General features: G+C 72.6%; 21 protein-coding genes and 1 tRNA gene. 12 read left to right on the top strand and 10 right to left on the bottom strand.

Going from position 1 to position 24,803, the window contains the following annotated elements; genetic code table 11:
* Nucleotides 1-72 precede the first annotated feature (72 nt).
* The 3 genes from orn to LXN57_RS24560 all read right to left on the bottom strand — a co-directional run bounded on the left by orn (nucleotide 73) and on the right by LXN57_RS24560 (nucleotide 7,652).
* The gene (gene orn / locus LXN57_RS24550) at nucleotides 73-663 is read right to left on the bottom strand and encodes an oligoribonuclease (RefSeq protein WP_285904667.1); all 591 of its coding nucleotides are present in this window, start codon (nucleotides 661-663) and stop codon (nucleotides 73-75) included.
* Between the two features lie 297 nt (nucleotides 664-960).
* Complete coding sequence (locus tag LXN57_RS24555; protein ID WP_251800528.1) at nucleotides 961-5,880, bottom strand: hypothetical protein; 4,920 nt, start codon at nucleotides 5,878-5,880, stop codon at nucleotides 961-963.
* A 101-nt stretch (nucleotides 5,881-5,981) separates the two neighbouring features.
* Nucleotides 5,982-7,652: a copper resistance CopC/CopD family protein gene (locus LXN57_RS24560; RefSeq protein ID WP_251800529.1), complete on the bottom strand. Its 1,671-nt coding sequence runs from the start codon at nucleotides 7,650-7,652 to the stop codon at nucleotides 5,982-5,984.
* A gap of 70 nt (nucleotides 7,653-7,722) precedes the next feature.
* On the opposite strand from LXN57_RS24560, the gene LXN57_RS24565 reads away from it, so the two are divergent.
* The 7 genes from LXN57_RS24565 (at nucleotide 7,723) to LXN57_RS24595 (ending at nucleotide 11,886) form a co-directional block, all read left to right on the top strand.
* Nucleotides 7,723-8,259, top strand: a complete 537-nt coding sequence (locus LXN57_RS24565) for a sigma-70 family RNA polymerase sigma factor (protein ID WP_251800530.1) — start codon at nucleotides 7,723-7,725, stop codon at nucleotides 8,257-8,259.
* Nucleotides 8,260-8,335: 76 nt separating this feature from the next.
* Nucleotides 8,336-8,830, top strand: a complete 495-nt coding sequence (locus LXN57_RS24570; RefSeq protein WP_251800590.1) for a MauE/DoxX family redox-associated membrane protein — start codon at nucleotides 8,336-8,338, stop codon at nucleotides 8,828-8,830.
* Complete coding sequence (locus LXN57_RS24575; RefSeq protein ID WP_251800531.1) at nucleotides 8,827-9,567, top strand: DsbA family protein; 741 nt, start codon at nucleotides 8,827-8,829, stop codon at nucleotides 9,565-9,567. Before LXN57_RS24570 ends, LXN57_RS24575 begins: the two co-directional genes overlap by 4 nt.
* Nucleotides 9,564-10,544, top strand: coding sequence for a hypothetical protein (locus LXN57_RS24580; RefSeq protein ID WP_251800532.1), 981 nt, complete (start codon nucleotides 9,564-9,566; stop codon nucleotides 10,542-10,544). The genes LXN57_RS24575 and LXN57_RS24580 overlap by 4 nt, the downstream gene beginning before the upstream one ends.
* Nucleotides 10,545-10,604: 60 nt before the next feature.
* Nucleotides 10,605-11,081 carry a thioredoxin-dependent thiol peroxidase gene (bcp, locus tag LXN57_RS24585; protein WP_221382936.1) on the top strand — a complete coding sequence of 159 codons (477 nt, stop codon included), beginning with the start codon at nucleotides 10,605-10,607 and terminating at the stop codon, nucleotides 11,079-11,081.
* A 181-nt stretch (nucleotides 11,082-11,262) separates the two neighbouring features.
* Nucleotides 11,263-11,346, top strand: a tRNA-Leu gene (locus LXN57_RS24590).
* An 18-nt stretch (nucleotides 11,347-11,364) separates the two neighbouring features.
* Nucleotides 11,365-11,886, top strand: a complete 522-nt coding sequence (locus LXN57_RS24595) for a GNAT family N-acetyltransferase (protein ID WP_251800533.1) — start codon at nucleotides 11,365-11,367, stop codon at nucleotides 11,884-11,886.
* A 58-nt stretch (nucleotides 11,887-11,944) separates the two neighbouring features.
* On the opposite strand, the gene LXN57_RS24600 is transcribed toward LXN57_RS24595, so the two are convergent.
* Both LXN57_RS24600 and LXN57_RS24605 read right to left on the bottom strand, forming a co-directional pair.
* Nucleotides 11,945-12,895, bottom strand: coding sequence for an expansin EXLX1 family cellulose-binding protein (locus tag LXN57_RS24600; RefSeq protein ID WP_251800534.1), 951 nt, complete (start codon nucleotides 12,893-12,895; stop codon nucleotides 11,945-11,947).
* Nucleotides 12,896-12,969: 74 nt separating this feature from the next.
* Nucleotides 12,970-13,773, bottom strand: a complete 804-nt coding sequence (locus LXN57_RS24605) for an MOSC domain-containing protein (protein WP_251800535.1) — start codon at nucleotides 13,771-13,773, stop codon at nucleotides 12,970-12,972.
* 329 nt (nucleotides 13,774-14,102) lie between these two features.
* On the opposite strand from LXN57_RS24605, the gene LXN57_RS24610 reads away from it, so the two are divergent.
* Nucleotides 14,103-16,130, top strand: a complete 2,028-nt coding sequence (locus LXN57_RS24610) for a heavy metal translocating P-type ATPase (protein WP_251800591.1) — start codon at nucleotides 14,103-14,105, stop codon at nucleotides 16,128-16,130.
* 2 nt (nucleotides 16,131-16,132) lie between these two features.
* On the opposite strand, the gene LXN57_RS24615 is transcribed toward LXN57_RS24610, so the two are convergent.
* Genes LXN57_RS24615 through LXN57_RS24635 form a run of 5 tightly spaced genes read right to left on the bottom strand, consistent with a single transcriptional unit; the run spans nucleotide 16,133 to nucleotide 20,192 of the window.
* Nucleotides 16,133-16,885 carry a hypothetical protein gene (locus LXN57_RS24615; protein ID WP_251800536.1) on the bottom strand — a complete coding sequence of 251 codons (753 nt, stop codon included), beginning with the start codon at nucleotides 16,883-16,885 and terminating at the stop codon, nucleotides 16,133-16,135.
* Complete coding sequence (locus LXN57_RS24620; protein ID WP_251800537.1) at nucleotides 16,882-17,412, bottom strand: RNA polymerase sigma factor; 531 nt, start codon at nucleotides 17,410-17,412, stop codon at nucleotides 16,882-16,884. Before LXN57_RS24620 ends, LXN57_RS24615 begins: the two co-directional genes overlap by 4 nt.
* An 18-nt stretch (nucleotides 17,413-17,430) precedes the next feature.
* On the bottom strand, nucleotides 17,431-17,577 hold the full coding sequence (locus LXN57_RS24625; protein ID WP_251800538.1) for a hypothetical protein: 147 nt from the start codon (nucleotides 17,575-17,577) through the stop codon (nucleotides 17,431-17,433).
* Nucleotides 17,578-17,604: 27 nt separating this feature from the next.
* Nucleotides 17,605-18,918 carry an FAD-dependent oxidoreductase gene (locus LXN57_RS24630; protein WP_251800539.1) on the bottom strand — a complete coding sequence of 438 codons (1,314 nt, stop codon included), beginning with the start codon at nucleotides 18,916-18,918 and terminating at the stop codon, nucleotides 17,605-17,607.
* 44 nt (nucleotides 18,919-18,962) lie between these two features.
* Nucleotides 18,963-20,192, bottom strand: a complete 1,230-nt coding sequence (locus LXN57_RS24635) for an HAD-IA family hydrolase (RefSeq protein ID WP_251800540.1) — start codon at nucleotides 20,190-20,192, stop codon at nucleotides 18,963-18,965.
* Nucleotides 20,193-20,270: 78 nt separating this feature from the next.
* Here LXN57_RS24635 and LXN57_RS24640 point away from each other — a divergent pair, with 78 nt between their 5' ends.
* The 4 genes from LXN57_RS24640 (at nucleotide 20,271) to LXN57_RS24655 (ending at nucleotide 24,795) form a co-directional block, all read left to right on the top strand.
* Nucleotides 20,271-21,653, top strand: a complete 1,383-nt coding sequence (locus LXN57_RS24640) for an FGGY family carbohydrate kinase (RefSeq protein ID WP_251800541.1) — start codon at nucleotides 20,271-20,273, stop codon at nucleotides 21,651-21,653.
* On the top strand, nucleotides 21,650-22,540 hold the full coding sequence (locus tag LXN57_RS24645; RefSeq protein ID WP_251800542.1) for a tagatose-bisphosphate aldolase: 891 nt from the start codon (nucleotides 21,650-21,652) through the stop codon (nucleotides 22,538-22,540). The genes LXN57_RS24640 and LXN57_RS24645 overlap by 4 nt, the downstream gene beginning before the upstream one ends.
* 75 nt (nucleotides 22,541-22,615) lie before the next feature.
* A complete protein-coding gene (locus tag LXN57_RS24650) occupies nucleotides 22,616-23,602 on the top strand; it encodes a LacI family DNA-binding transcriptional regulator (protein ID WP_251800543.1) in 987 nt (328 codons plus the stop codon).
* Between the two features lie 185 nt (nucleotides 23,603-23,787).
* Nucleotides 23,788-24,795: a zinc-dependent alcohol dehydrogenase gene (locus tag LXN57_RS24655; RefSeq protein WP_251800544.1), complete on the top strand. Its 1,008-nt coding sequence runs from the start codon at nucleotides 23,788-23,790 to the stop codon at nucleotides 24,793-24,795.
* Nucleotides 24,796-24,803 lie beyond the last annotated feature (8 nt).

Genomic DNA, 24,803 nt, shown 5'->3' on the forward strand with positions numbered 1-24,803 from the left:
CGGCGGTGCCCGTCCAGCGGGTTACCGGCACGGTCGGGTGACCAGTTTGCCCTGCTGGGCAGCCCCGCGACGCTACAGCTCGGCGGCGATCGCCTTGGCCGACTCGACGTCGGGGCCGGGCAGGGGGACGAAGATCGTGCGGCGGTAGTACTCGAGCTCGCGGATGCTTTCGCGGATGTCGGCCAGCGCCCGGTGGGCCAGACCCTTGGCCGGCTGGCCGAAGTACACGCGCGGGTACCAGCGGCGGCACAGCTCCTTGATCGAGGAGACGTCGATCATGCGGTAGTGCAGGAACGAGTCGAGCGCGGGCATGTCGCGAGCCAGGAAGCCGCGGTCGGTGGCGATCGAGTTGCCGCACAGAGGGGCCGAGCGCGGGTTGGGGACGAACTCGCGGATGTACGCGAGAACGGCCTCTTCGGCCTCGGCCATGGTGATCGCTGACCGGCGCACCTCTTCGGTGAGCCCGGACTTGGCATGCATGTCGCGCACCACGGGCGGCATCGCGTCGAGCGCCGCGTCGTCGGCGTGGATGACCAGGTCGACGCCCTCGCCCAGCACGTTCAGATCGGCATCGGTGACGAGCGCGGCCACCTCGATGAGCTTGTCCTTGCCCAGGTCGAGGCCCGTCATCTCACAGTCGATCCACACCAAATGATCAGCCACCCGGACAGCCTACGCCGCGACCGCATGGACCGGTGTCTCGTCTTTTCGGGACACCCGTGCGGACACAACCCTCGCAGCCACGTGTTTTGTCCGCTTTCGGGCGATGAACTCCCACTCGTGCTGCTAAACGGCTAAACTGGGCTTAACGGACGAAGCCCCCTATCGGTTACTCCGTTCCCCCGGGAAAGGGCCCTCCGCGTCGGCAGCGCGGAGGGCCCTTTCAGCTGTGCTTGCTCGGACACGGAACCGGGCCCTCCGCGCAGGCAGCGCGGAGGGCCCGGTTCGGGTCTTCGAGGATCAGCTTTCGGGCTGCGCCCCGGGCGCCGGGCGGCGACGGGCCGACGGGCGTTCCTGGTCCTCGTCCTGGTGCTCATTGATAGCGCCGGTCGCGGTGATCCGGCGGCGGCGACGCTCGGTGTTGCCGGCGAGCAGTTCGGCCGCTTCCTTCTGGTACGCGGCCAGCCAGCCGGCGGGGGTGCCGCTACCGGCCGGAATGGCCCCCGTGCTGGTGCGCACCGGCACGTCAGGTGCCGGGCGGGTGGGGCGGCTCACTGCGGTCGCCGGCTTGACGGTGGAGCGGGCGGCCGGCTTGGCCGGGGTGGCGGGCTTGGCCGTCGCCCGGGTCTTCGCGGGGGTCGCCTTGGCCGCCGGGACCTTGGCCGTCGTCGACCTCGTCTTCGCCGCAGCGGCGGACTTGGCCGGCTTCTCGGCCTCGGCCTCCGCGTCGGGCTTGGGCTTCGCGGTTCGCGTACGGGTCGTCCTGGCCTTCGGTTTGGCCGTCTTGGCGGGTACGGCCGTTTCGTCGTCGAGCGTGTCCGCAGCCGGCTCCGAACCGGCTTCGGCCGCCGCGGCCGCTCGAGCCGCCACCGTCTGAGCGGCCTTGCGCCACGCCGCGGGCGCCGGCCGTCCCGCGCCGCCGCCGGGCAGCCGTCCCGAGAACGAAGACGTCACGCCCCCTTCGGTCCGGCTCTGCGCCTGCGCCATGAGGTCCCGCTCCGATTCGGGCCGCCCCGCGCCCCGGCGCCCGGACTCCTTGCCCACCGGCTCGTCGTCGGCGGTGGCCGCCGTCGGCTTGGACCGCTGGTGCGGGGAAGAGGCCGCCGGCCGTCCCTCGACCGGGTCACGCTCGGCTCCCGGCGCCTCGTGCTCTTCGGCCCCACCCGGCGACCCACCGACGTCCGTCCTGTCCGAGGACGGACTGCCCGGTCCCGGCGTACGGCCGTTGGCCGCACCGCCCCCGGCCGAACCCACCCCGTCATCTCCCGACGCCGTGGCGAGAACATGTGACTCGTCAGCGGTCACGCGGTCGCCGGCGTCCGTGACCGCCGACGCCTCCACGCGGTCGCCGGCGTGCGTCACCGCCGACGCCTCTGCGCGGTGCCCCGGAGCCGTCGCCTGCGACACGCCGTTGGTAGCAGCCGCACCCGCGATCCGGGCCCCGGACGGCTGAGAAGCGGACGCCCCGGCCGGCACCGGACTGCCCGGCCGAACCGCCCCGCCGCCGTTCACGGCGCCGCCGTCGGCCGGCTGCTCCGAGGTTCCGGGCCGCGCCGGCGAGGGCACGATCGGACGCGTCGGAGCGGGCGGCCGAGGAACGGTGGGCCGGGGCGGCGCCGGGGCGGTCGTGGCGTGCGCAGTTCCGGAGCCGGACTCCTCGTCGCCTTTCTCCGCCCGCTCGGGACCGGCCGAATCGGCCGCCGGCGAACCGGCGTCGGCCGCTGCAGTCGCCGGACGGGCGTCCTCAGTCGAGGCGGGCGCCGTGACAACCGGCTTGCCCGCGTCGACTGCCGGAATCGCTTCGTCGACGTCTGCGGACGGTGTGCCGACCGTCCGGTTCCGGGTGCGCGGCTCGGAAGCCGGCACCGGGCGGTTGCTCCGGGCAACCTGCTCGGTGCCGGCCCCCGCTGCCGGGCGGACCCCACTGGCGGATGGGATGGCCGGCTCGGTGCCGTTCTTGGCGGCCGCCCGGGGCGACTCGCCGGTCCGCGCGCCGGCCCGGCCCGCGCTCGCAGGGCTGAGGGCGTCAGCTGCGACACCCGCGTCGGCCTGGAATTCGGTGCCGGCGCTGCGATCGGCACCGGCCCGGAAGCCGTCGGCCGGGGTTCCGGAACCGGCTGATCGGTCGGCGTCAGCGCGGGAGCCGTTGCCGGCCCGACGGTTCGTGTCCGAGGCGCGGGTCGCCGGGTCGGAGTTCGCCGACGCTGCGGGATCAGTCATGGCCGGGCTGGTCGGTCCAGACGTACGGGGGTGGGTCGCTTCACCGGCGTTGCCACGGCCCGCGTCGAAGCCTGCCGGCTGAGCAGCGCTGCCGTTGGCTACGGACGCCGACCGGCCGGCTGCCGGAGACGGGCGGGACAGACCGGCCGCCCAGCTCGGACGGTTGGTGGTTGGGGCAACCGACGGCGTTACGTCCGCGGCAGGGGTCGAAAGACTCGCGTCCGTTGCCCGGGCCGAACGGCCCGCATCGGCTGCGGGAGCGGAACGGCTCGCGTCAGCCGAAGAGGTCCGCTGGTCGGCGGCGGCCGAGGCCAGGGTGGGCTCGGGCGCTACCCGGCGACCCGCGTCGGCCGTTGGGTGACCAGCGCCAGTTTCTGGGCGGCCGGAGGCATTCGTGCCGCCCGCACCGTCGGAAGCACCTGCCAAGCCACCGGCACGATCAGAAGCAGCGCCGCCGACAGAGGCACCGCGAGAAACGCCCGCCACGTCATTCGGGCCGGTAGCCGGACGATCAGAGGCACCCGCCGGGTTACCCGCCGCGGCTGCCGGACGGTTGGAAGCACCCGCGCCAGCGGCACCTGCAGCCGCACTGCCGAAAACGCCGGTCGCACCGGCAGCCGGACGGTCCGAAGCACCAGTGCCACCGGCACCGGCACGGTCGGAAACACCCCCGCGACCGGCATCGGGAGTCGCACGGTCGGAAACACCCGCGCCGCCGGTGCCAGCACGCGTGCTGTTGGGAGCGCCCGCCGGGCCGGCGACCGGACGACCGGCGCCGGTCGCTGGGCGGCCGGGGAATGCGGACGGGGGGCCAGGTCGGCGGGCGGGGCCGGCCGGCGCTTCGTCGCGGCCGGGAGCCGGGTGGCCGGCATCAGCCGGCGGAGTCGGGGCCACGCCCGGGTTCGGGCTGGGTGCGTCCGCGGCTTCGCGGTCCGGGGACGGGCCTCGGCCGGTGGGCGACGGGCGGCCGGGACGGCCTCCGGGCGAGGGGCGGCGGCCGGAGGACGGACGACCTGCGGGCTCGGACTGGCGTCCGGCTCGCGGTGGGTCCGTGCGGGGCATGCCCGTCGCCGACCAGTCGGTGGCGCCGGGGCCGGTGACCACCAAGACCTTCTGGTTGGCCATCCGCGGGTCGCGGCCTTCGTCCATGGCATCCTCGCGGATTGCGCGGGCGTCGGCGGCGCCGGCCGCATAAGCGGCGGCCACGGCGTCGATTGGGTGGCCTACCTCGGCCGGGTCTTCGTTGGACGCGCCCGGTGCCGCGGCGCCGGGCTGAGAAGCTGTGGCAGCAGAGCCCGGAGCGGAGGCCAGCGCAGCGGCAGCAGAGCCCGGACCGGATCCCGTGGACGTCGGCGCGGCGGCAGCGGAAGCAGCGGAGCCCGGCGCGGCCGGAGCGGAGCCCGGCGCCGCGGAAGCGGAGCCCGGCGCCGAATTCGGCGCAGCAGCAGAGCCCGGGGCGGAACCCGCGGCAGCCAGCGCAGCAGCAGCGGAGCCCGGCGCGGCCGGAGCGGCCGCAGCAGAAGCAGAAACCGTGCTAGCAGAACCAGGAGCCGCCGTAGCAGGAGTCGTGGCTGCGGCCGGGGCGGCCGTCTCGGTGGAGGCCTGGGCAGCGGAATCATCCGAGGCCGGAGCGTCGACCGCGGAAGCGGCACGAGCGCCCACCTTGGTGGCAGCGCTGGCAGCGGCGATCGACGCGGCCGCGGCAGCCGAGACCGCGGCCCCCGCGCGGGAAGCCGGATCGGCCACCGGAGCGGCCGCGTCCGCGGCCATGGGCGTACGCGGGGAAGCGGGAGAAGCCGCACCGGGCCGGTCAGCGCCGGCGGCGGCTCGGCGGCGGGCTGCCTCGGCCAGGCGGGCGGCGGCCTGAGCCTCGGTCTCGCGGGCCCGGACCGGCGCTGTTTCCGCCACCCACGCCTCGACGGCGGAGGGCTGGAACATCGGGATGTCGCCGGGGACCGGCGTGGAACGCTTCGCGGCGGGGCGGCGGGTGGCGGACTGGTCGGTCGACGGTTCGCCCTGCGGCAGCGGCGCCGCGCCCGCCCCCAGGTACTGGAGCGGCTCGCCGGGGGCCGGCTGGCGGGCCGGGATCGCGGTGGCGGCGGCGTACTCGGCCGGGTCGGGCGGGACTCCGGGGGCGGCGGCCGGCGACGAGATCGCTGCGGCGGTCAGCGCGGGCGCCGGCGGCCAGGCCATGACGGCCGGGGCCGGGCCGGGGTGGGCGTCGGCCAGCGAGCGCGGCCGGTGGGCTCCGACGGGACGGCTGGTGGTGGGCAGCGCCGGCATCGGGGCTCCGATGGCGCGCATCAGGTCGGGCACCTGGCTCGGCTCGACCACGTAGACGATCTCGCGGCGGCGCGCGGGCCAGGCCAGCACGACCATGCCGACCATCACGAGCAGCGTGCCCAGCGTCAGCAGGCCCCAGGCGCTCGAGTTGAGCCAGCCGGGACGCAGTTCGGCGGTGGCCCGCAACTGCACGCCGGGCGTGGCGTCGGCGCTCATCACGACGAGGCTGTACGGGCCGCCCCGCACCTCGGACGGGGTCCACGAGATCTGGCCGGCGCTGTTCGCGCGGGTCCAGAACGGCGCCTGGCCGGGCTGGACGCGGGGCGCCGTCGTGCCGGGGACGATCGTCGTGGCGACCGGCAGGGCGCCGGTGCCGATGTCGACCGTACGAACCCTGCTGTGTTGCACGGCGACCAGGTAATCCCGCACGGCGTTGGTGGGCGCGAGGCCGAAGAACGCCGGGCCCTTCTGCGTCTGGCCGAGCAGTCGCAGCTGGGTGTCGCCGAGGCGGGCGAACGGCGCGTCGGAGCGCAGCAGGCCGTCCACGTCCTCGATCACGAGCGCGTAGCCGGGCGTGGACAGCTGCTGCAACCGGCCGCTGAACGCGCCGCCCTCGTCGCGGTGCTGCATGGCGGCCCACAGGCCCGCGCCGGCCAGCAGCGACGGCAGACCGATGGTCAGCGCCAGCATGCCGAGGATGGTCCGGAACACCCGCATCGCTTCTCCCCTCAAAGCTCAGGCGGTAACGGCCCGACCATACAAGTCCAAATAACCCCAAAGTGGTCAAATAGTGGCTAACTCGCTGATAGAAGTGAGACTCAGTTGATCGTGACGGTCGTGGAGAGCGTCGACTGATCGATGTCGCTCGTGCGCGCGGTGACCTTGAAGGTCCACTCGCCCGCGGCGGGCAGGGCGATGTCGCCGACCGCGTGGAAGTCGGTGATCCGCAGCAACGGGACCTCGATCGGCTCGATGCCCTTGGCCGTCAGCGCGGCCGTGGCGGTCCACTCGACCACCGTCAGCGGCTTGTTGTCGAGCGTGTAGGCGTACAGGTGGATGCTGTTGTTGCCGACCGCGGCCGGGAAGACGTCGATCTGCAGGGCCATCTTGTTGTCGGTCAGCGTCTTGGTGACCGTGGTGGAGACGCCGGCGGTCTGGGACGCCTCGGCCGAACGCGCCGGCGGGATCTGCACCAGGGCCGAGGTGACGCCGAGCACGACGGCGGTGACCGCCAGCTCGGCCCACACCACCCGCCGCAGGCCCTTCGGCTCGGCCTCGGCCGCCTTCGAGCGCACCAGCCGTCGCGAGAAGTAGGCCATGACCAGCACGACGGCAGCCAAGCCGACCTTGACGAGGATCAGGCGGCCGTACGTGGTGAAGAAGAGCCCGTCCAGCGACGAGACCTCGATCAGCGCCTGCACGACACCGGCCACGATCAGCGCCGCCACCGCCGTGGCGGCCCAGCGCGACCAGATCGGCAGGATCGCCCCGAGTTCACGTTCGTCGGCCTGGCGCAGCAGGAAGCCGACCAGCATGACCAACCCGCCCAGCCACACCGCCATGGCGGCCAGATGGATCGCGTCGACCACCACCGACACGCCGGCCACCGGGGAGGCGGTCGGGTGCCCGGTCAGCGGCCAGGTGGCCAGGGCGGCCACGCCCAGCACGCCGAGCAGGGCCAGGTCGGTCTTGGAGTCGTTGCCGGTGCCGCGCAGCAGGGGTCGCAGCAGCAGGGCGGCCGCGCAGATCACCCCCAGGCGCACCAGCATGATCGCGCCGAACGTGCTGCCCAGCACGTCGCGGAGGTCGCCCACCCGTACGTCGAAGAGCCCGGACCCGGTCGAGTAGGGCGCCTGGAGCCAGATCGCCACCAGGGTGCTGAACGCTACGAGCCCGAGCCCGAGCCACACGAGGCGGCCGGGCCCGCGGCGGCTGAGCCGGTGCGGCCAGAGCAGCGCGAGCACGAGCACCGGCCCGACCAGGAGCACCAGACCGGCGTACCCGAGATATTTGCCGACCGGGATGAGCGCGCGCACGACCGGGTCGACCGTTTCGTCGTCGATCGTCGCCGCGGGCGTGGCCGACGCGGCGCCCACCGAGAAGGTGATGCTGCCGCCGACCGGGTGGCTGTCGGCCGAGATCACCCGGTAGCTGACCAGGTAGGTGCCCCGGCCGCCACCCGAGCGCAGCGGGATCGTGACGGTGCCGCCCTCGGCGACCGGCTCGCCCTGGTCGGCGCGGGAGCCGTCCGGCGCGAGCACCTGGATCTTGCCGTTGAGCAGCTGGACCGACTCGGTGAAGTTGAGCGTGATCTTGTTCGGGGCGTCGGGCACGATCGTCCCGTTGGCCGGGTCGCTGTTGGCCAGCGCGGCATGGGCGCTCGCGGGCGCGGCGGGGCCGGCGAGAACGGCGAAGAACCCGATCAACAAGCCTGCCAGAGCCGCCAAACCGCGACAAAACCGACGCCGATCAACAGTCATGCCCGACATGCTGCCCGATCGGATCGCTCAGTGCCCACCACGGGTGGCCGGAGCGCCCGAGGGCGTACGATGTCGGGCCATGGACGGCCTGGACGAAATCACCGCGCTCGCCCTCGCCGCCCGCGAGGGTGACGAAGCCGCCCTGGCGGCGTTCGTGCGCGCCACCCAGGCCGAGGTCTGGCGGTTCACAGCGGCGCTCGTCGACCCCGGCGCAGCCGACGACCTGACGCAGGACACGTTCCTGCGCGCGTTCAAGGCGCTGCCCGCCTTCGAGGCCCGTTCCACGGCGCGCACCTGGCTGCTCGGCATCGCCCGCCGCACCTGCGCCGACCACCTGCGCACGGTCATCCGCCGCCGCCGGCTCGACGCCCGCCTCACCGCCGAGGCCTGGACGGCGTCGTCCTCACCCGACCCCGCCCACCGGCTCACCACGGCCGATCTGCTGGGCCGCCTCGGCGAGGAACGTCGTACCGCTTTTGTGCTGACACAGGTCCTTGGACTCTCCTACGCCGAGGCGGCCGAGGTAGAGGATGTCCCGGTCGGGACCATCCGGTCCCGTGTCGCGCGTGCCCGTGACGAGCTGGTAACCGCCGTCTCTCAGGCGAGAGCCGTCTGATCAGGCAGTTCCCAGGCAAACCTCAGCACACTTGAGGGAACCTGCGCGACATTTGCTTCGACTAACGGGCGTGACCATGGACTTGAGGCAGCAGCCGAACCGGCTCGCGGCGGCCTGGCCGTGGATCTCCACCCTCGCGCGTCTCGGCCTGGCGGCGGTCTTCCTGATCGCCGGCGGGCTCAAGGTGACCGACCTGGCCGCCTCGGCGCGCGCGGTGAACGCGTACGACCTGATGTCCTACGACACCGCCAAGGTGATCGGGGCCGTACAGCCGTTCCTGGAGATCGCACTGGGCCTGCTGCTGCTGATCGGCATAGCGACCCGGCTGAGCGCGATCATCGCCGCGGCGCTGATGGTGATCTTCATCGCCGGCATCATCTCGGCCTGGGCGCGCGGGCTGCAGATCGACTGTGGCTGCTTCAGCAAAGGCGGGGAACTGACCGGCGGGCGCACCGCCCAGTACGGCCTGGAAATCCTGCGCGACGTGGGCTTCCTGGCGCTGGCCGGCATTCTGATCTGGAAGCCGAGGTCCAGGTTCTCGCTCGACGGTGTTCTGTTGGGAGAGAGATGAGCAAGGGTAATCGGGGGCGCGACCGCTCGGCGGCCAAGCGGATCGTCGAACAGCAGAAGGCGGCCGAACGCCGCCGCCGGGTGACGATCTGGACGTCGGTCGGCGTCGTCGCCGTGCTGCTGATCGCCGGCCTGATCGGCTGGGGCGTCCTCGCCAATCAGGACGATTCCGGGGGCAGCACGCCCAGTGTGGCGGTCGACGAGGGCACGGCGTTCGCGGTCGGGTCGGGGCCGGTGACCGTCGACATCTACGAGGACTTCATGTGCCCGATCTGCAACGAGTTCGAGAAGCAGACCGGTCCGGCCATCGCCCAGCTGGTCACCGACAACAAGGTCACCGTCCGCTACCACCCGGTGTCCATCCTGGACCGGGCGTCGAACGGCACGAAGTACTCGACCCGGGCGGCCGCGGCCGCGGCCGCCGCGGCGGTGGACGGCAAGTTCCTCGAGTACCACAACGTGCTCTTCGAGAACCAGCCCGCCGAGGGCAGCGACGGGCTCGACGACGCCAAGCTGATCGAGCTGGGCAAGTCGGTCGGGCTCGGTGACTCCTTCGCCACGGCCGTCAACGACCAGACGTACGACTCGTGGGTCACCAAGGCCACCGAGACGTTCTCGTCGCGCGGCTTCAACGGCACGCCGACCATCGTCGTCAACGGCAAGCAGGTGACCGGCCCCAACGAGACGTTGCCGACCACCGAGATCTTCACCCAGGCCGTCACGGCGGCCGCCGGGTGAGACGGTTCGCCCTGATCGTGGCGGTGGCCGGCGCGGTGCTCGTGCCGGCCACCCCCGCGTTCGCCCACGCCGGCGACATCCCGGGCGCCACGGCGTACCGGACGGCGGTGACCGCGGTTTCCGCGCCCGGCGTCTCCGTGCGCGCGGTCGAGGCGGGGGCGCGGCTCGAACTGTCCAACGAGACGGGCCGCCCGGTCGAGGTGCTGGGCTACGCCGACGAGCCCTACCTCGAGGTCCGGCCCGACGGCACGTGGCAGAACGTCAACTCGCCGGCCGCCTATCTCAACGAGACCGCGAACGGCGACACGCCGGTGCCCGCGACCGCCGACGTGACCGCGCCGCCCTCGTGGCGCAAGCTTTCCAGCTCCACGACGGTGCGCTGGCACGACCAGCGGACCCAGTGGCTGAACCCTTCCGTGCCGCCGCAGGCAGTCGCCGACCCGTCGCGCAGCCACCGCCTGCGGGACTGGAGCGTGCCGCTGCGGGTGCAGACCACGGCGTACGAGATCCGCGGCACGCTCGACTGGGAACCGCCGCCGGTGGCCTGGCTGTGGTGGGCCGGCGCGGCCCTGGCCGGTCTCGCGGCGGCGGCCCTGGCCTATCGGTGGCCGCGATCCGTGCTGGCGGTCGCCCTGGTCGCGGGTCTCGCTCCCCTGGCGTACGGAGTGATGAGTCTGCTGGACGGCACGACGCCCTCGCCCGTGCTGTTCCTGGCCGGCCTGATGGCGCTCGCGGCGGCCTACCGCCACCCGCCGTTCTACCTGGCCCTCACCGGGGCCGTGGTCGCCCTGTTCGCCGGCTTCAACGAGACCCGCGTGTTCTTCGCCGCCGTGGTGCCGACGACGGGCCCCGGCTGGGCGGTGCGGCTCGCGGTCGTGCTGTCGCTCGGCCTCGGCGCCGGGCTGGCGCTGACCGGCCTGCTGCGGATGCACGCCGCTGTCCCGGCCCGTACGCCCGAGCCCGCGCCCGCGGCCTAGTTGTGTGAGCCGGGCGGGCTTTTCGTCGCGCTTGCGGACCGGCGGTCTATCGTCTTCGGCATGACTGAGACCGCTCGCCTCTCCGCCGGCGACACCGCGCCCGAGTTCAGCCTGCCGACCGACAACGGCGACCGGCTCACCCTCAAGGACCTGCGCGGGCGCAAGGTCGTGCTGTACGCGTACCCGGCCGCGATGACGCCCGGCTGCACCACCCAGGCGTGTGACTTCCGCGACTCGCTGGGATCGTTGCAGGCGGCCGGCTACGAGGTCGTCGGCATCTCCCCCGATGTTCCGGCCAAGCTGGCCAAGTTCCGCGAGCGCGACGCCATCACGTTCCCTCTCGTCAGCGACGAGGACAAGAGCGTGCTGAAGGCGTACGGCGCGTACGGCGAGAAGAACAACTACGGCAAGACCGTCATGGGCGTCATCCGGTCGACCTTCGTGATCGACGAGAACGGCGTCGTCGAGCGGGCGCTCTACAACGTGAAGGCCACCGGCCACGTCGCCAAGCTGCGGCGCGATCTTGGCATCGACTGACCCTACGGTCGGTCCCACGGCGGCCGATCTCTACGGCAGGGCCCTCTGACGGTCCCCTCTGACCACGGCGGCTGTCACGCGGCATGATCCGCGAGGCGGCCGCCGTGCCTATCCGGCCCGTTCGATCCGGCCCTCGACCGTCTAGACTCTGGTGCACGTGGCCGCCCGGTGGGCGGCCCGGGCGGGAGTGGCGTAATCGGCAGCCGCGCGGGTTTTAGGTGCCCGTGCCCGAAAGGGCGTGGGGGTTCAAGTCCCCCCTTCCGCACTGGCGAATGATGGCGGCATGGCAATCGAGTTCGCAGTGGATCCGCCGCTGACCCCGGCCCTGCGCGCGGGCATCGTCGCGCTCTGGGTCGAGGTCACCAACGCCGGCGGGGCGGTCGGCTTCGTCGCGCCGGTTTCCCGTACGCAGGTCGCGCCCGTCGCGCACGCCGCCTTCACGGCGGTCGAAGCGGGCATCGATCATCTGCTGGCCGGGTTCGACGACGGCGAACTGGTCGCCCTGCTCTTCGTCGTCAGCAACCAGTTCGCGCTCAAGGAGCACTGGCGGGTGCTCAAGCGCGTCATGGTCGCCCCGGGGCATCAGGGCCGCGGCTACGGCGCCGCCCTGATGCGCGAGGCCGAGAAGCTCGGCCGCGACCTGGGCCTCGAAGCCCTCCAGGTCACCGTGCGCGGGGGCGCCGGCACCGAGAAGTTCTACGAGCGGCTCGGCTATCAGCAGGTCGGGCGCATCCCCGGAGCGCTGCGGGTCGGCCCCGGCGACGATCGCGACGAGTACCTGCTCTGGCGCCCGCTGCAGCCCTGATCGCAGCCGGCCGGGCGCGACGGGGAGATCGCGTCCGGCCGGGTGCGGTGGGGAACTGTCAGGAACAGCGGGGGGTGTTGGCGGCCAGATTCGCGTCGAGGTCCGCCGGCTGAGTGACGGCGGGCGGCGCCGCCTCGACCGTCGACTCGAGCAGCGGAGCCGCCGCGGACGAGGACGACGCCTTCGGCTTCGGGGACGCCGTGGTCGCGGTGGGCTTCGGCGTCGCCTTCTTGCTGACGGCCTTCTTGGTCGCCTTGGCCTTCTCGGGCTGCGCCTTGATGCTGCCGGCCAGTCTGACCGTCGTCTTCTGGGTCTTTCCCACGGCCAGCTTGATGTTGCCGGCGGTCACCGAGTTCCCGTACACATCGGTGATCTTGACCTTGAAGGGGCCGTTGCCGACGCCGCTCGGGAGCGTCCAGTAGTTGAAGTCCTCGCGGGCGGCCGACTTGAAGCTGCCGCCCTTGCCGGCGATCCTCACCGAGGCCAGCTGGTTGGAGTGGTTGTCGATCAGCACGCTCAGCCAGTACTGCGAGGAGCCTTCCTTCACCCGTACGGAGATCGGCCCGGGCACCGCCGCGCCGGGCGCCGCCTTGTAGGTGATCGGGATGATCCCGTCCGACTGCTTGCCGATCTTCTTGAACGCCGTGAGGCTCAGATCGAGGTGACCCACCGGGCATTCCGGGCAGGAGTCGATGACCTTGACACGAACCTTGCCCTTGGGCCCGGTGACGTCGATGTACGTGCCGCAGGCAGCGCCGTTCGAGTACTGGTTCTTCTGCCCGAGCGCCACGTAGAGGTCGTCGGCGGGAACGCTCGGGAACGAGCAGTTGCCGAGCGTGCCCTCCATGAAGAAGTACGTTGCCTTCCCCTTGGCCGCCGAGGTGGACGGCGGGGCGGCACAGGCCGAGCCGCTGTTCTGCAGCACGAGCGCCACTCCGAGGACGGCGGCGAGGACGCCGGCGCCACCGAGGGCGAGCCAGCGGGGCGAGAACAGACGAGAAGCGGTCACGGTCAGCGATCCTGCGCGGACGGCGACCGCAGCGCCACTTTCCTAAGACACTCCTAAGACTCGGGTGGCCTGCTTCACCCGGTCGGGACCTCCACCAGGTCGCCGACGTGCAATTCGCCCGTTTGATCCGGAATGAGATTGATAGCGAAGAGTAGGCCGTTTTCGAAGCGCCGCCGCTCGCCCAGCACCCGCAGCGGCTGCCGGCCGGTCTCCCCCGTCTCCTGATCGATCGTGGTGACCAGGCAGCGCGAGCACTCCTTGGCCGCCCGGAAGGTCATCGCGCCGATCCGCAGCCGGCCGCCGAGCCAGCCGTCCTCGGCCCACGGCTCGGCCCCGCCGACCACCAGATTGGGCCGGAACCGGGTCATCGGCACCGGCTCCTCCCCCGCTTCGGCCAGCCAGTCGTTGAGCGCCGACAGCGAGGCCTCGTTGGCCAGCAGCACCGGGAATCCGTCGGCCAGATTCACGGGCTCGCCGGGCCGGGCGTGGGACTCGATCGACCGCCCGGACGGGTCGGCCTGCCAGACGAGCCGGGCGTCGCAGCCGAGGAACCGGCTGCTCCACTCCTTCTCGGCCACGCGGGCGGGCAGCGGAGGCTTGCGGCGGAACACCCGCACGTGTTCCTCGGGCCCGTCCACCGGCTCATCGACCGCCAGCGGCGGCAGACCGGGCGCGTTCAGCAGCAGGCCACCGGGCCGGGGCGTGACTGTCAATTGGGTGAGGACAGCCGCGTCGCGCTGGGTGATGGCGACGCCCTCCGCGTCGACCATCGCCCACCGGCGATCGCCGGCCAGGCCCCACGGCTCGACCCGGGCGGCGGCACGCTCGACGCGATGACACCCCTTGACCGGGTGCGTGTACAGGGCCGTGATGCGCATCCCCGAAGGGTCGCACGGCCGGCTCGGTACGGCATGCGAACACCCTTGAACCCGGCCTCGCCGGGCGGATTGCCGAAGAGTCGTCGTCGTCCCCCGCCGGCTTGCTCCGGCGGTCCAGGAAGACCCGGGCCCACCGCGGCCAGGGTCGACTGCCGGATACATCCAATGTGCTGCACGCCATTTCTTGGACCGTCGTCCGGCTCGTGACTTTATACCCCCTGGGGGTATAGGTTCACGAAGGGAGGTGGGTAGCCATGACCGAGACACACCCACATGCGCCGTCCGATCAGCACCGCCACGATGAGCCCGGCCTGCCCGCGGGCGGAGCCATGGCCGGCCATGACGAGCATGGCCGCCATGGCGGGCACGGAGGTCATGCCGGGCATGATCCGGCGGTCTTCCGGCGGAAGTTCTGGCTGAGCTTGGCCCTCACCGTGCCGATCATCGTGACCAGCGACATGGTCATGGAGTGGTTCGGCTACTCGCTGGACTTCCCCGGCGTCACGTGGGTCGGCCCGGTGCTCGGCACATTCGTGTTCCTCTACGGCGGCCGGCCGTTCCTCACCGGCGCGGTCAGTGAGATCCGCAGCCGCGCCCCCGGCATGATGCTGCTCATCGCGATGGCCATCACGGTCGCGTACGCCGCCTCGCTCGCCACCAGCGTGGGACTGTTCGAGCTGGACTTCTGGTGGGAGCTGGCCGCCCTCGTCACGATCATGCTGCTGGGCCACTGGCAGGAGATGAAGGCGATCGGCCAGGCCCAAGGCGCCCTCTCCGCGCTGGCCGCCCTGCTGCCCGACGAGGCCACGCTCGTGAAGGACGACGGCACGACCGAGGACGTACCGGTATCGGCCCTGAAGGTCGGCGACCGCGTGCTCGTGCGCTCGGGTAGCCGGGTCCCCGCCGACGGGCGCGTCGTCGAGGGCACGGCCGAGATGGACGAGTCGATGATCACCGGAGAGTCCCGGCCGGTTTCCCGTACGCCGGGCGACCGCGTAGTGGCGGGCACGGTCGCCACCGACTCGGCCGTCCGGATCGACGTCGACGCCGTGGGCGACAACACCGCCCTGGCCGGCATCGGCCGCCTGGTCGCGCAGGCCCAGGCGGCCAGTGGCCGGGCGCAGGTGCTGGCCGACCGCTTCGCCGCCTGGCTGTTCTATGTTGCGGCGGCGGCCGGCCTGATCACCTTTGTGACGTGGTGGTCGCTCGGCAGCCTCGACCAGTCCGTGGTGCGTACGGTGACCGTGCTGGTCATCGCCTGCCCGCACGCCCTCGGTCTGGCCATCCCGCTGGTGATCGCCCTGTCCACGGCCCTGTCGGCCCGAGCCGGAATCCTGGTCAAGGACCGCTTGGCGCTCGAGCGGATGCGTACCGTGAACGCCGTTCTCTTCGACAAGACCGGCACCCTGACCAAGGGCGCCCACACGGTGACCGGCATTGCCGCCACCGCCGGCCACACCGAGGACGAGGTGCTGCGCGCAGCCGCCGCCGTCGAGAGCGACAGCGAGCACCCGCTGGCCAAGGCCCTGGTCACCGTCGCCCGCGACCGCGACCTGACCGCCACCGCAACCGGCTTCCGCTCCCTGACCGGCCGCGGCGTCCAGGCCACCGTGGACGGTGCCACCTACGCCGTAGGCGGTCCCGCCCTGCTCCGCGAACTGTCCGCACAACCACCGGCCGACCTGCTCGCCCCCGCCGAGTCCTGGTCCCGCCGCGGAGCCGCCGTGCTGCACCTGGTCCGCCTGGGCGAGGGTAGTCCGCAGGTGATCGGCGCGTTCGCCCTCGAGGACGAGATCCGCCCCGAGGCGCGCCAGGCGCTCCAGCAGCTCCGCGCCCACGGCATCGGAAAGCTGGTGATGATCACCGGCGACGCCCGTCCCGTGGCCGAGGCCGTGGCCGCCGACCTGGGCCTCGACGAGGTCTTCGCCGAGGTGCTGCCGGCCGACAAGGACAAGGCGGTCGCCGACCTGCAGCGACGCGGCCTCACCGTGGCGATGGTCGGCGACGGCGTGAACGACGCCCCTGCCCTGGCCCGAGCCGACGTCGGCCTGGCCATCGGCGCCGGCACCGACGTGGCCATCGAGTCGGCCGGCGTGGTGCTGGCCTCGTCCGACCCCCGGGCCGTGACCAGCGTGATCAAGCTGTCCCGGGCGTCCTACCGCAAGATGATCCAGAACCTGGCCTGGGCCGCCGGCTACAACGTCGTCGCCATTCCCCTGGCCGCCGGGGTGCTGGCCTGGACCGGCTTCACCCTGAGCCCGGCCGTGGGAGCCATCATGATGAGCGCCTCGACGATCGTCGTAGCCCTCAACGCCCAGCTCCTCCGCCGCGTGCGCCTCGCCCCCGAAGATCAATAACGCTACGGCATCTGGGTGGGGAGGTAGGTGGTGTCGCCGCTCGCGCTGTGGGCGATGACGGTGAACTCGTCGGTTCCCTCGCCGCCCTCGGGCCCCGGCCACCAGGCGCCCCACCAACCACCCTTGACGCTGGCGTGCACGGTGCCGCCGTCGTTGAGGCGCAGTTCGACGCTGGTGACCCCGGGACCGGCCAGGCCGACGATGTTCGAGAACATGTCGTCGCCGTCGCCGTAGGAGCTGCGGGTCTCCAGCGTCAGCTTGCCGGCGGGCGGCGGCGGCAGGGGCGTGCCGTCGGTCAGGCCCATCGACGCGAACCGGTCGTCGCCCACGCCCAGGCACTCGACGATGTGGCCGTTGGTCTTGCGCATGATGAGCATCGTCGCGTCGCCGCGCTGCTCGGCCAGGATCACGTCGGATGCGCTCACCTTCGTCGAGCTGCCGCTGACGTCATTGGCCCCGCACGCCTCGGCCTGCGGCAGCACCTGGTCGCCGGTGCGCGCGGTCGGCACGGCGGTCCAGGAAGCGACGGCCTTTCCGGTTACGCCGGGCATCAGCGACGGGATCACGACCGCGCCGACCAGGCCGGCGGCCACCGTGACGGCTCCCGCGCCAACCCAGCGCCGCCGCACCGGGGCGGAGGCGGCCCGGCCGGCCATGGTGCGCTCGACGAAGTTCCGGGAGCGGGCCCACTGCGCAGGGGTGGGTTCGTTGTGGCGGGCGGGGTCGAGGACGGCGAGTTCTTCGAGGTCGTTCATGACAGCTCCTGGAGGGTGCGGGGGTGGGCAGGGGTGGCGGGTTCGAGCGCGCTCTGGAGCCGTTTGCGGGCCCGTCCGAGACGCATGGTGAACGCCGAGCGGCGGCAGTTCAGCACGGTGGCGGCCTGGTCGGCGGTCAGGCCGTCGAAGGCGACCAGCGCCAGCACCTCGCGGTCGGCGGCGCTCAGCGAGCGCCAGGCGCGCTGAAGGTCGAGCCGCGCCGCTGTGCCGGAGCTTCCGTCGGGCACCTCGTGCTGCTCGGTCGCGGTGAGCCGCACGTCGAGGGCCCGGCGCCGCAACCAGCCGCGTGTCTGGTTCGCCATGGTCCGGCGGGCCACGGCGAACAGCCAGGGCCGCGCGTCCTCCGGCAGCTCGGCGTGGCGACGCCAGGCGGTCAGATAAACCGTCGAAACGATGTCCTCAGCCTCGTCGGGCGGCACCCGCCGCTCGACGAAGCGGAGCAGGTCGGCGAACGTGTCCTCGTGCAACGCACGAAACCGTTCCTCGGCTGTTCCCTGGTGGTCCATGACCCCTACCTGTCCGGCTCACCGCACACTGCCACACCCGAATCGCTCCGAGGAGGTCAGCACGTCGACGAGGTGGGGCGGACGGACGATCACCCGGGTTGGGCGGAAGCCGACGGCGGCCGGCGCGAGCTCTTCCAGTTCGACGGCGGTGATGCCGGCCGCCATTCGCGTTCCAGCGCCCCGAAGTGGTAGTCACCCACGCCGCTGACGTTCCCTCGCTTTCCGCAGCACGCGCAACACGAATGCAGGCTTCATCAACGTCGATGGCGGGTCGATCAGGTGCTGTACGCGGGAGAACGCGCGGTTGACGCCGGAGTCGATCTGCGACGCGTACGCGATCTGACGCGAATACCAGTTGCGCAGCTTGATGCCGCGCGGGCGCGGCCCGGTCGTCTGCGGATAGGCGAAGTCGCCGCCCACCGCGAACTGCCACGGCGTCTCCAGGATGCCGGCGACCGCGGCGTAGTAGTCGCGGGCCATGGCCGTACCGGAATGCTTGTCGAGCGCGGCCCCGAGCGCCCGGGCCGAGAAGGCGGCACAGCTCATGCCTTGTCCATAGATCGGGTTGAAGCTGCAGATGGCGTCACCGAGCGCGACATAGCCCGACGGCGGCTCCGCCAGCTTCTCGAACAGCCGTCGGCGGGACGACGGGAACTTCGCCACCATGACGTCGCTCAGCGGTTCGGCGCGACCGATCAGCTCGCCCAGCAGCGGGTCCGGCAGGTCGCGGGCGAACTGCTCGAAGGCCTCGGCGTCGGCCGGCACCTCCGGGAAATGCCAGCCGCCGATCCCCACCAGCCAACGGCCGCCCTCGACGGGGAGGGCCAGGCCGTCCACCCGCTCGTGGGGCGCGGTGGGCAGGGTGAAGACGGCCTCCCAATCCGGCAGGTCACCCGGACGGCGGCGATAGAGCCGGGACGCGTACGCCACCCCGACCTTGACCTCGACCTGGGCCGGGGTGGGCAGTCCGAGCGCGGTGAGCCACCGGTCGGACCGTGCTCCGCGCCCGGTGCAATCGACGACCAGACCGGCGCCGATGGTCTCCCCGCTGTCGAGGACGACACCAGTCACGCCGGCCGCGGAACCGGCCAGCCCCGACACCGCCACGTGGTCGCGGAGGGTCACGCCGGGCAGCTTCGTCACCCTGTCCCGCAGTAGCCCTTCGATGAGGGGTCGGGTGGCCGCCACCAGCGCGACCCCGGTGGGCGCCGGCGGCCAGCGCCGGCCGAGGCGATAGGCGCACAAGCCCGTACCGGAGTCGAACTTCGTGCCGCCGGCGGCGATCAGCTCGGCCTCGAAGCCCGGGAAGCGCGCGTCCAGCTCCCGCAGGCCCGACGCCAGCAGGATGTGCGGATGGTTCCCCTGCGGCACGCCGCGCCTGGGCACCGGCTCGCCGGGCAGCGTGTCCCGGTCGAGGACGGTCACCTGGTCGTACCGTTCGCTCAGCACCCGAGCGGCGGTCAGCCCGGCCATTCCGGCCCCGATCACCACTGCTTGTTTGTCCACGAGGAACAGTCAACCGAGGATTCGGCACCGCCGCGACCCCGCTATCACGACACCGACAGCCGGAGCGTGCCCTTGCCCTGGTCGAGCCGGATCCGGTCGAGGCCGTCGACCACCAGGTCGGCCTCGCTCAGCTCGTGCGCCGCCGACGTGCCGGTCACGGCGATGACCGCGCATCCCGCCGCCCGGGCCGACCGGATCCCGGCCACCGCGTCCTCCACGGCCAAGCACCGGCGGGGGTCGACGCCCAGGCGCTGGGCGGCCAGCTCGAACGGCTCGGGGTCCGGCTTGCCGCGGCGTACGTCGTCGGCCGTCACCATGACCGACGGCACCGGGAGGCCGGCCGCGCGGATGCGGGCCGCCGCCAGCTGAGCCGACCCGGAGGTCACGATGGCCCGCCGCGTCTCGGACAGGCTCGTGAACAGGGCGAGCGCGCCCGGCGTGGACTGCACCGTCACCGCGTCGGCCACCTCGAGCTCGGTGATCCGGGCCAGCCCGGCTGCGGCCTTGCGAGGCGGCAGCAGCATCGCGAGCAGGTCGCGGGCGGGCCGGCCGTGGTGGGCGGCGACCGCGCCGGGCGGGATGCCGGTCTCGGCCGCCAGCCGCCGCCATGACCGCAGGACCGAGGCGGTGGAATCGATGAGCGTGCCGTCGAGGTCGAACAGGACGGCGTCGAACGTCCGCCGGAGCAGAGCCTCGGACGGCTCGGCGGCGGCCCGGTGCCCCAGCACGGTCAGGATCCGCAGGAGTTGCTGCCCGGTGCTGAGCTCACCGTCGACGGCCACGACGGGCGCAGCCGGCGGCGGCGCCGGCGGCTGCGGCTTCCGGTGTCTGTCCCGGCTCTCGGACCGTTCGGCCCGGCGGGCGGCGAACAGGTCCGCGTCGCCGTCGATGTGAACCATGCACAGGTCGGCGTCGCCGGCAGCGTCGCGCAGACGGTCCCAGGCTTCGCCACCCCGCAGCTCGGCGGTGAACGGGGCGACCAGGACGGCCCGGCCCGCGGTGGCGACGACGTCACGGGCCACCGCGCGCAGGACGGAGTAGCGACCCTCGCGGATGGCTTCGCTGTGCGGCGAGGCCAGCCAGTGCCCGCCGAGCGCCTCCGTGGGAAGGCTGTCGAGCAGCGGATTCGTCAGCGAATCGAGGTCCAGCAGCGGCGCGCCGAGCGTCGTCGCCAGGGCTCGGCCGAGCGTCGACTTGCCGCTGCCGGCGATGCCGGCGACGGCCACGACGAGAGCTTCGGCCGGTTGACAAGCCTGCGAGGAGCGCCACATCATGATGCGCATGTTACCGGTGTCATGGCTTCTCGCGACACCGGTGACATGACGAGAACTCCGGCGGTTGGGAGACCCCCTGTGGCAGACCCTGTTGGTGCCCCGTCACGCCTGGTCGCCGGTCTGGACCTGGGCAGCACGAGCCTGAAGATGCTCGTCACCGACGAGGCGGGCACCGAGATCGGCGCCGCACAGGTGCCGACGCCGTGGCGCTCCGGTCCCGGCGGCAGCACCGAGATGACCGCCGAAGCGCTGCTCGACGCCGTGTGGTCGCTGATCGGCGCGGCCACCCACGAGGCCGCCAAGGTCTGCCCGGCGCCGATCGCCGCCGTCGCGATCGCCGGCATGGCCGAGACGGGCATGGTGATCGACGCCGGCGGCGCCGCGGTCGCTCCCGGGATGGCGTGGTTCGACCCGCGCGGCGCCGAACAGGCCGCGGCCCTCCCACCCGGGATCCGCCACGAGTTCGCCGGCCGCACCGGGCTGCCGCTCGGCGCCCAGGTCAGCGTGGCCAAGCTGGCCTGGCTGCGCGACCAGGGAGTCAGCCTGACCGGCCGGCGCTGGCTCAACCTGCCGGAGTTCGTCGCGGCCGCGCTGGGCGGCCGCACCGCCCTCGAACTCTCGCTGACCTCGCGGACCGGACTGCTCGACCAGGACACCGGGCATCCGTGGCCGCAGATGCTCGACGCCCTGGGCCTCGACGAGGCGTTCCTGCCCCCGCTGGTCGACGCGGGCAGCCCGTTCGGCGAGGCCCGCGCGGGCACGGTTCCGGACGCGATGGCCGGAGCGCTGCTGACCGTGGCCGGGCACGACCACCTGGTCGCGGCCGAGGCCACCGGCGGGCTGCCGGCCGACCACTACCACGTCTCCATGGGCACGGCCGAGGTGCTGCTGCGGGTCATCGACGCCCCGCTCGGCTACGCGGCGCGGCGCCGGCTGGCCGACCATCTGATCAATGAGGTCCGCCACGTCGTGCCGGGCAAACACGTGCTGGTGGCCGGGGTCAAGACCGGCCTGCTGCTGCGCCGGGTGCTCCAGACGGCCGGCATCCACGACCGGCGGGGCCGCGACGACCTCGACGGCGCCGTCATGGCTCTGCCGTACGAGGGACTGCTGCCCGGCGACGCCATCGAGGTGTCCGGGGCCCGCAACGACGACGGCGTCCTGCACCTGACCGTCCGCACCGACGGCGTCAGTCCGGCCGAGGTCTTCGGCGCGGTGCTGCGGCACAGCAACGACGAGATCTCCCTGCTGATCGAGGCCATGGACCGGGAATTGCCGCCGGCTGTCACGGCCACCCTGACCGGCGGCTGGGCCGGCATGGCGGCTGTGCGGCGGGCCCGTGCCCGCGTCCTGCCGTCGGTGACGGCCTCGGCCCGCGACCAGGAAACCGCTTACGGGGCCACCCGGTCCGCCCTCCGTCTGCTCAGCACGACCCCTCCAAAGATTGGAACCGCACCGTGAATGCCCTGACCACCATCGAACGACGCGGCCTGTCCGCGATCTCCACCCCCGGCGGCCGGATGCTGATCGTCGCCGCCGACCAGCGCAACGGCATGAAGGCCGCCATGAACGACGCCCCGGGCGGGCCGGACTCGATCAGCGCCGCCGAACTGGCCGCGGCCAAGGCCGACCTGGTGCGCTACCTGGCCAACAACGCCCCCGCCATCCTGCTCGACCCGGAGGTCGCGCTGCCGGCCGTGGTCGACGACGGCGTCCTGATCCGGGGCACCTCGCTGGTGGTCGGCATGGACGCGTCCGGCTTCGAGACCGTCGACGGGCTGCGCTACACCCGGTTCGTGCCGGGCGTGACCGCTCGCCGCGTACGCGAGCTGGGCGGCGACGCCGCGAAGATGCTCTGGTACGTGCGCCCCGACAAGCAGGGGGCGGACTCGCGCGTCGCCGCCGAGATGCGCGAGCTGATCCGGGCCTGCACCGAGGAGGGGGTGCTGCTGATCGTCGAGCTGCTCACCTACCGGCTCGAGGACGAGACCGAGGAGCAGTACGCGGACGCGTTCCCGGGTCTGGTGGCCGAGGGCGCGCGGCTGGCCGTCGAGTGCGGAGCCAAGGTGCTGAAGTTGCAGTACCCGGGATCGGCCGAAGGCTGCGCCGCGGTCACCGCCGCCGCCGACGGCGTGCCGTGGGCCGTGTTGTCGGCCGGGGTCGACCACGAGACGTTCCTGGGGCAGGTCGGCACCGCGATGGCCAACGGCGCCGGCGGGGCCATGGCCGGCCGCTCGCTGTGGAAGGACAGCCTCTCGGTCTCGGCCGATCTGCGGAAGGACTACCTGACCAAGCGGGCCCTGCCGCGGCTGCACGAACTAGCTGGGGTGGTCGACGGACACCGCTGAACGAGGTGGGTCCGGACGTCCCGGCAGGTCCGATATGCTGCGGCGGCGCCCACAGGAAACGACGCGGAGGTGGCCATGGCGACGATGCGGGACGTAGCCGCACGCGCCGGGGTGAGCGCGAAAACGGTCTCCCGGGTATTCAACGACGACCCGCACGTGCTGCCCGAGACCCGTTCCCACGTGGAACGCATCATGCAGGAACTGAACTACGTGCCCAACGTGCTGGCCACGACGTTCCGCTCCGGCAAGACGTCGGCCATCGGCGTCGCCGTGCCCGACATCGTCGACCCCTTCTTCGCGGCCATCGCCCGGGCGGTCGACGGCGTCGCCCGCGACCGGGGCGTGGCCACCCTGTTGACCAACCTCGGCGACGACCCGGGGCGCGAACGCGACATCCTCGAGTCGTTGCTGAGCCGGCGGCTGGCCGGGCTGATCGTGGCACCGGTCGGCACCGACCACTCGTGGCTGAAGCGGTGGAAAGACAGCACTCCCGTGGTGTTCGTCGACCGCGCGCCGATCAGCCTGTCGGCCGACACGTTCGCCGACAACGACGAGGCCGGCGGCCATCTGGGCACCAGCCACCTGATCGGCCACGGGCACCGGCGGATCGCCTACGTCGGCGACATCATGCACCTGTCGACCGAGGTCAACCGTCTGGCCGGCTACCGCCGCGCGCTCGGCGAGGCCGGTCTCGAGCCCGACGACGAGCTGGTTTCGGCGTACGTGCACGACCGGGCCACCGTCGAGGCCGAGGTGACCCGGCTGCTGGCGCTGCCCGACCCGCCGACGGCGATCTTCTCGTCCAACGCGCGCACCTCGATGCTGCTGGTCCACGCCATCCCCCGGGACGAGCTGGCGGTCGTCGGTTTTGGCGACTTCCCGATGGCCGACGTCCTGCGCCCCGCCCTGACCGTGATCGACCAGGACCCGGATCAGATCGGCCGGTCCGCCGCGACCCGCGTGTTCGAACGGGTCGACCACCCGAAGCGCCGGCTGCGGCGCACCACCATCCTCGACGTGACGCTGGTCGAGCGCGAGTCCTGCCGGACCGCCCGGCCCTGACAGCAGCCCGAATCCTCCCGGGGTGACCCCGCCGGGAGCGCTTCGCCGTGGGCCGCTCCGGCTGCCATGACACCGATGACATACTGACGAACTTTTCGTCCATGACACCGGTGACAAACACCGATGACATGACCTACTGTGCGTTTCAAACGAGTTAACGGACTGCTCAGGAAGGGGGCACACTGATGACCGGCACCGTCAACCGTCAGGCCGTCGTCACCGCTCCGGGAGTCGTCGAGCTGCGACGCGCCGCGGCGCTCACGCCGGCTCGGGGCGAGGCCGTGGTCCGCATGCGGATGGTCGGCATCTGCGGCTCCGACGTCCACGCCGTTCACGGGCGGCACCCGTTCGTGTCCCTGCCCTACTCCCCCGGCCACGAGATCGTCGGCGTCGTCGAGAGCGACGGCCGCCGGGTCGTGGTCGAGCCGATCATGTCCTGCGGACACTGCAAGTACTGCCTCGACGGCCGCTACAACCTGTGCGCGACCATGGCGTTCTTCGGCTGCACGACGGCCTTCGGCGGCCTGGCCGACCGCTTCGCCGTCCCGGCCGACCGGCTCGTGCCGGTGCCGGACGAGCTCAGCGACCTGCACGCGGTGCTCATCGAACCGCTGTCCACGCCCGTGCACGCCGTTCGGCTGGCCGGGCCCGACCTCACCGGCCGGACCGTCGCCGTCCTCGGCGCCGGCACCATCGGCCTGCTCACCCTGGCCGCCGCCCGGCACGCCGGCGCGAGCCGCATCGCGGTCAGCGACCTCTCGCCCGACAAGCGAGAACTGGCGCTCGAACTCGGGGCCGACTCCGTCCACGACGCCGCTGCCCCCGGCCTCGTCCGCGACATCCGCGACGACCTGGGCACCAGCGCCGACGTGGTCTTCGACTGCGTGGCCGTGCAGAGCACGGTCGACCAGGCGATCGCGATCGCCGTCAAGGGCGGCACCGTGATGATCGTCGGCGTCCCGGCCGCGCCCGTCACCGTGCCGCTCCCGCAGATCCAGGACCTCCAGGTGCGCCTTCAGGGCAGCGCCACCTACACCCGCGAGGACATCGACCAGGCCATCGCCCTGCTGGCCGCCGGCGCCGTCGACCCGGCCCGGATCGTCACCGCCCGCTATCCGCTCGACGAGATCGACGAGGCGTTCGCGGCCGCCAGCAGCGGCCGTCACGTCAAGGTCGTCGTCACCGCCGGCTGAACGTCCCC

It is taken from the genome of Paractinoplanes hotanensis, from assembly GCF_023717965.1.
GTDB classification, from domain to species: Bacteria; Actinomycetota; Actinomycetes; order Mycobacteriales; family Micromonosporaceae; genus Actinoplanes; species Actinoplanes polyasparticus.

Bases quoted from the DNA above. Each gene is read 5' to 3' on its own strand.
- LXN57_RS24555 (WP_251800528.1), bottom strand. From the start codon at position 5,880: ATGCGGGTGTTCCGGACCATCCTCGGCATGCTGGCGCTGACCATCGGT.
- LXN57_RS24560 (WP_251800529.1), bottom strand. From the start codon at position 7,652: ATGTCGGGCATGACTGTTGATCGGCGTCGGTTTTGTCGCGGTTTGGCG.
- LXN57_RS24565 (WP_251800530.1), top strand. From the start codon at position 7,723: ATGGACGGCCTGGACGAAATCACCGCGCTCGCCCTCGCCGCCCGCGAG.
- LXN57_RS24570 (WP_251800590.1), top strand. From the start codon at position 8,336: ATGGACTTGAGGCAGCAGCCGAACCGGCTCGCGGCGGCCTGGCCGTGG.
- LXN57_RS24575 (WP_251800531.1), top strand. From the start codon at position 8,827: ATGAGCAAGGGTAATCGGGGGCGCGACCGCTCGGCGGCCAAGCGGATC.
- bcp (WP_221382936.1), top strand. From the start codon at position 10,605: ATGACTGAGACCGCTCGCCTCTCCGCCGGCGACACCGCGCCCGAGTTC.
- LXN57_RS24595 (WP_251800533.1), top strand. From the start codon at position 11,365: ATGGCAATCGAGTTCGCAGTGGATCCGCCGCTGACCCCGGCCCTGCGC.
- LXN57_RS24605 (WP_251800535.1), bottom strand. From the start codon at position 13,773: ATGCGCATCACGGCCCTGTACACGCACCCGGTCAAGGGGTGTCATCGC.
- LXN57_RS24610 (WP_251800591.1), top strand. From the start codon at position 14,103: ATGGCCGGCCATGACGAGCATGGCCGCCATGGCGGGCACGGAGGTCAT.
- LXN57_RS24615 (WP_251800536.1), bottom strand. From the start codon at position 16,885: ATGAACGACCTCGAAGAACTCGCCGTCCTCGACCCCGCCCGCCACAAC.
- LXN57_RS24620 (WP_251800537.1), bottom strand. From the start codon at position 17,412: ATGGACCACCAGGGAACAGCCGAGGAACGGTTTCGTGCGTTGCACGAG.
- LXN57_RS24625 (WP_251800538.1), bottom strand. From the start codon at position 17,577: ATGGCGGCCGGCATCACCGCCGTCGAACTGGAAGAGCTCGCGCCGGCC.
- LXN57_RS24635 (WP_251800540.1), bottom strand. From the start codon at position 20,192: ATGATGTGGCGCTCCTCGCAGGCTTGTCAACCGGCCGAAGCTCTCGTC.
- LXN57_RS24650 (WP_251800543.1), top strand. From the start codon at position 22,616: ATGGCGACGATGCGGGACGTAGCCGCACGCGCCGGGGTGAGCGCGAAA.
- LXN57_RS24655 (WP_251800544.1), top strand. From the start codon at position 23,788: ATGACCGGCACCGTCAACCGTCAGGCCGTCGTCACCGCTCCGGGAGTC.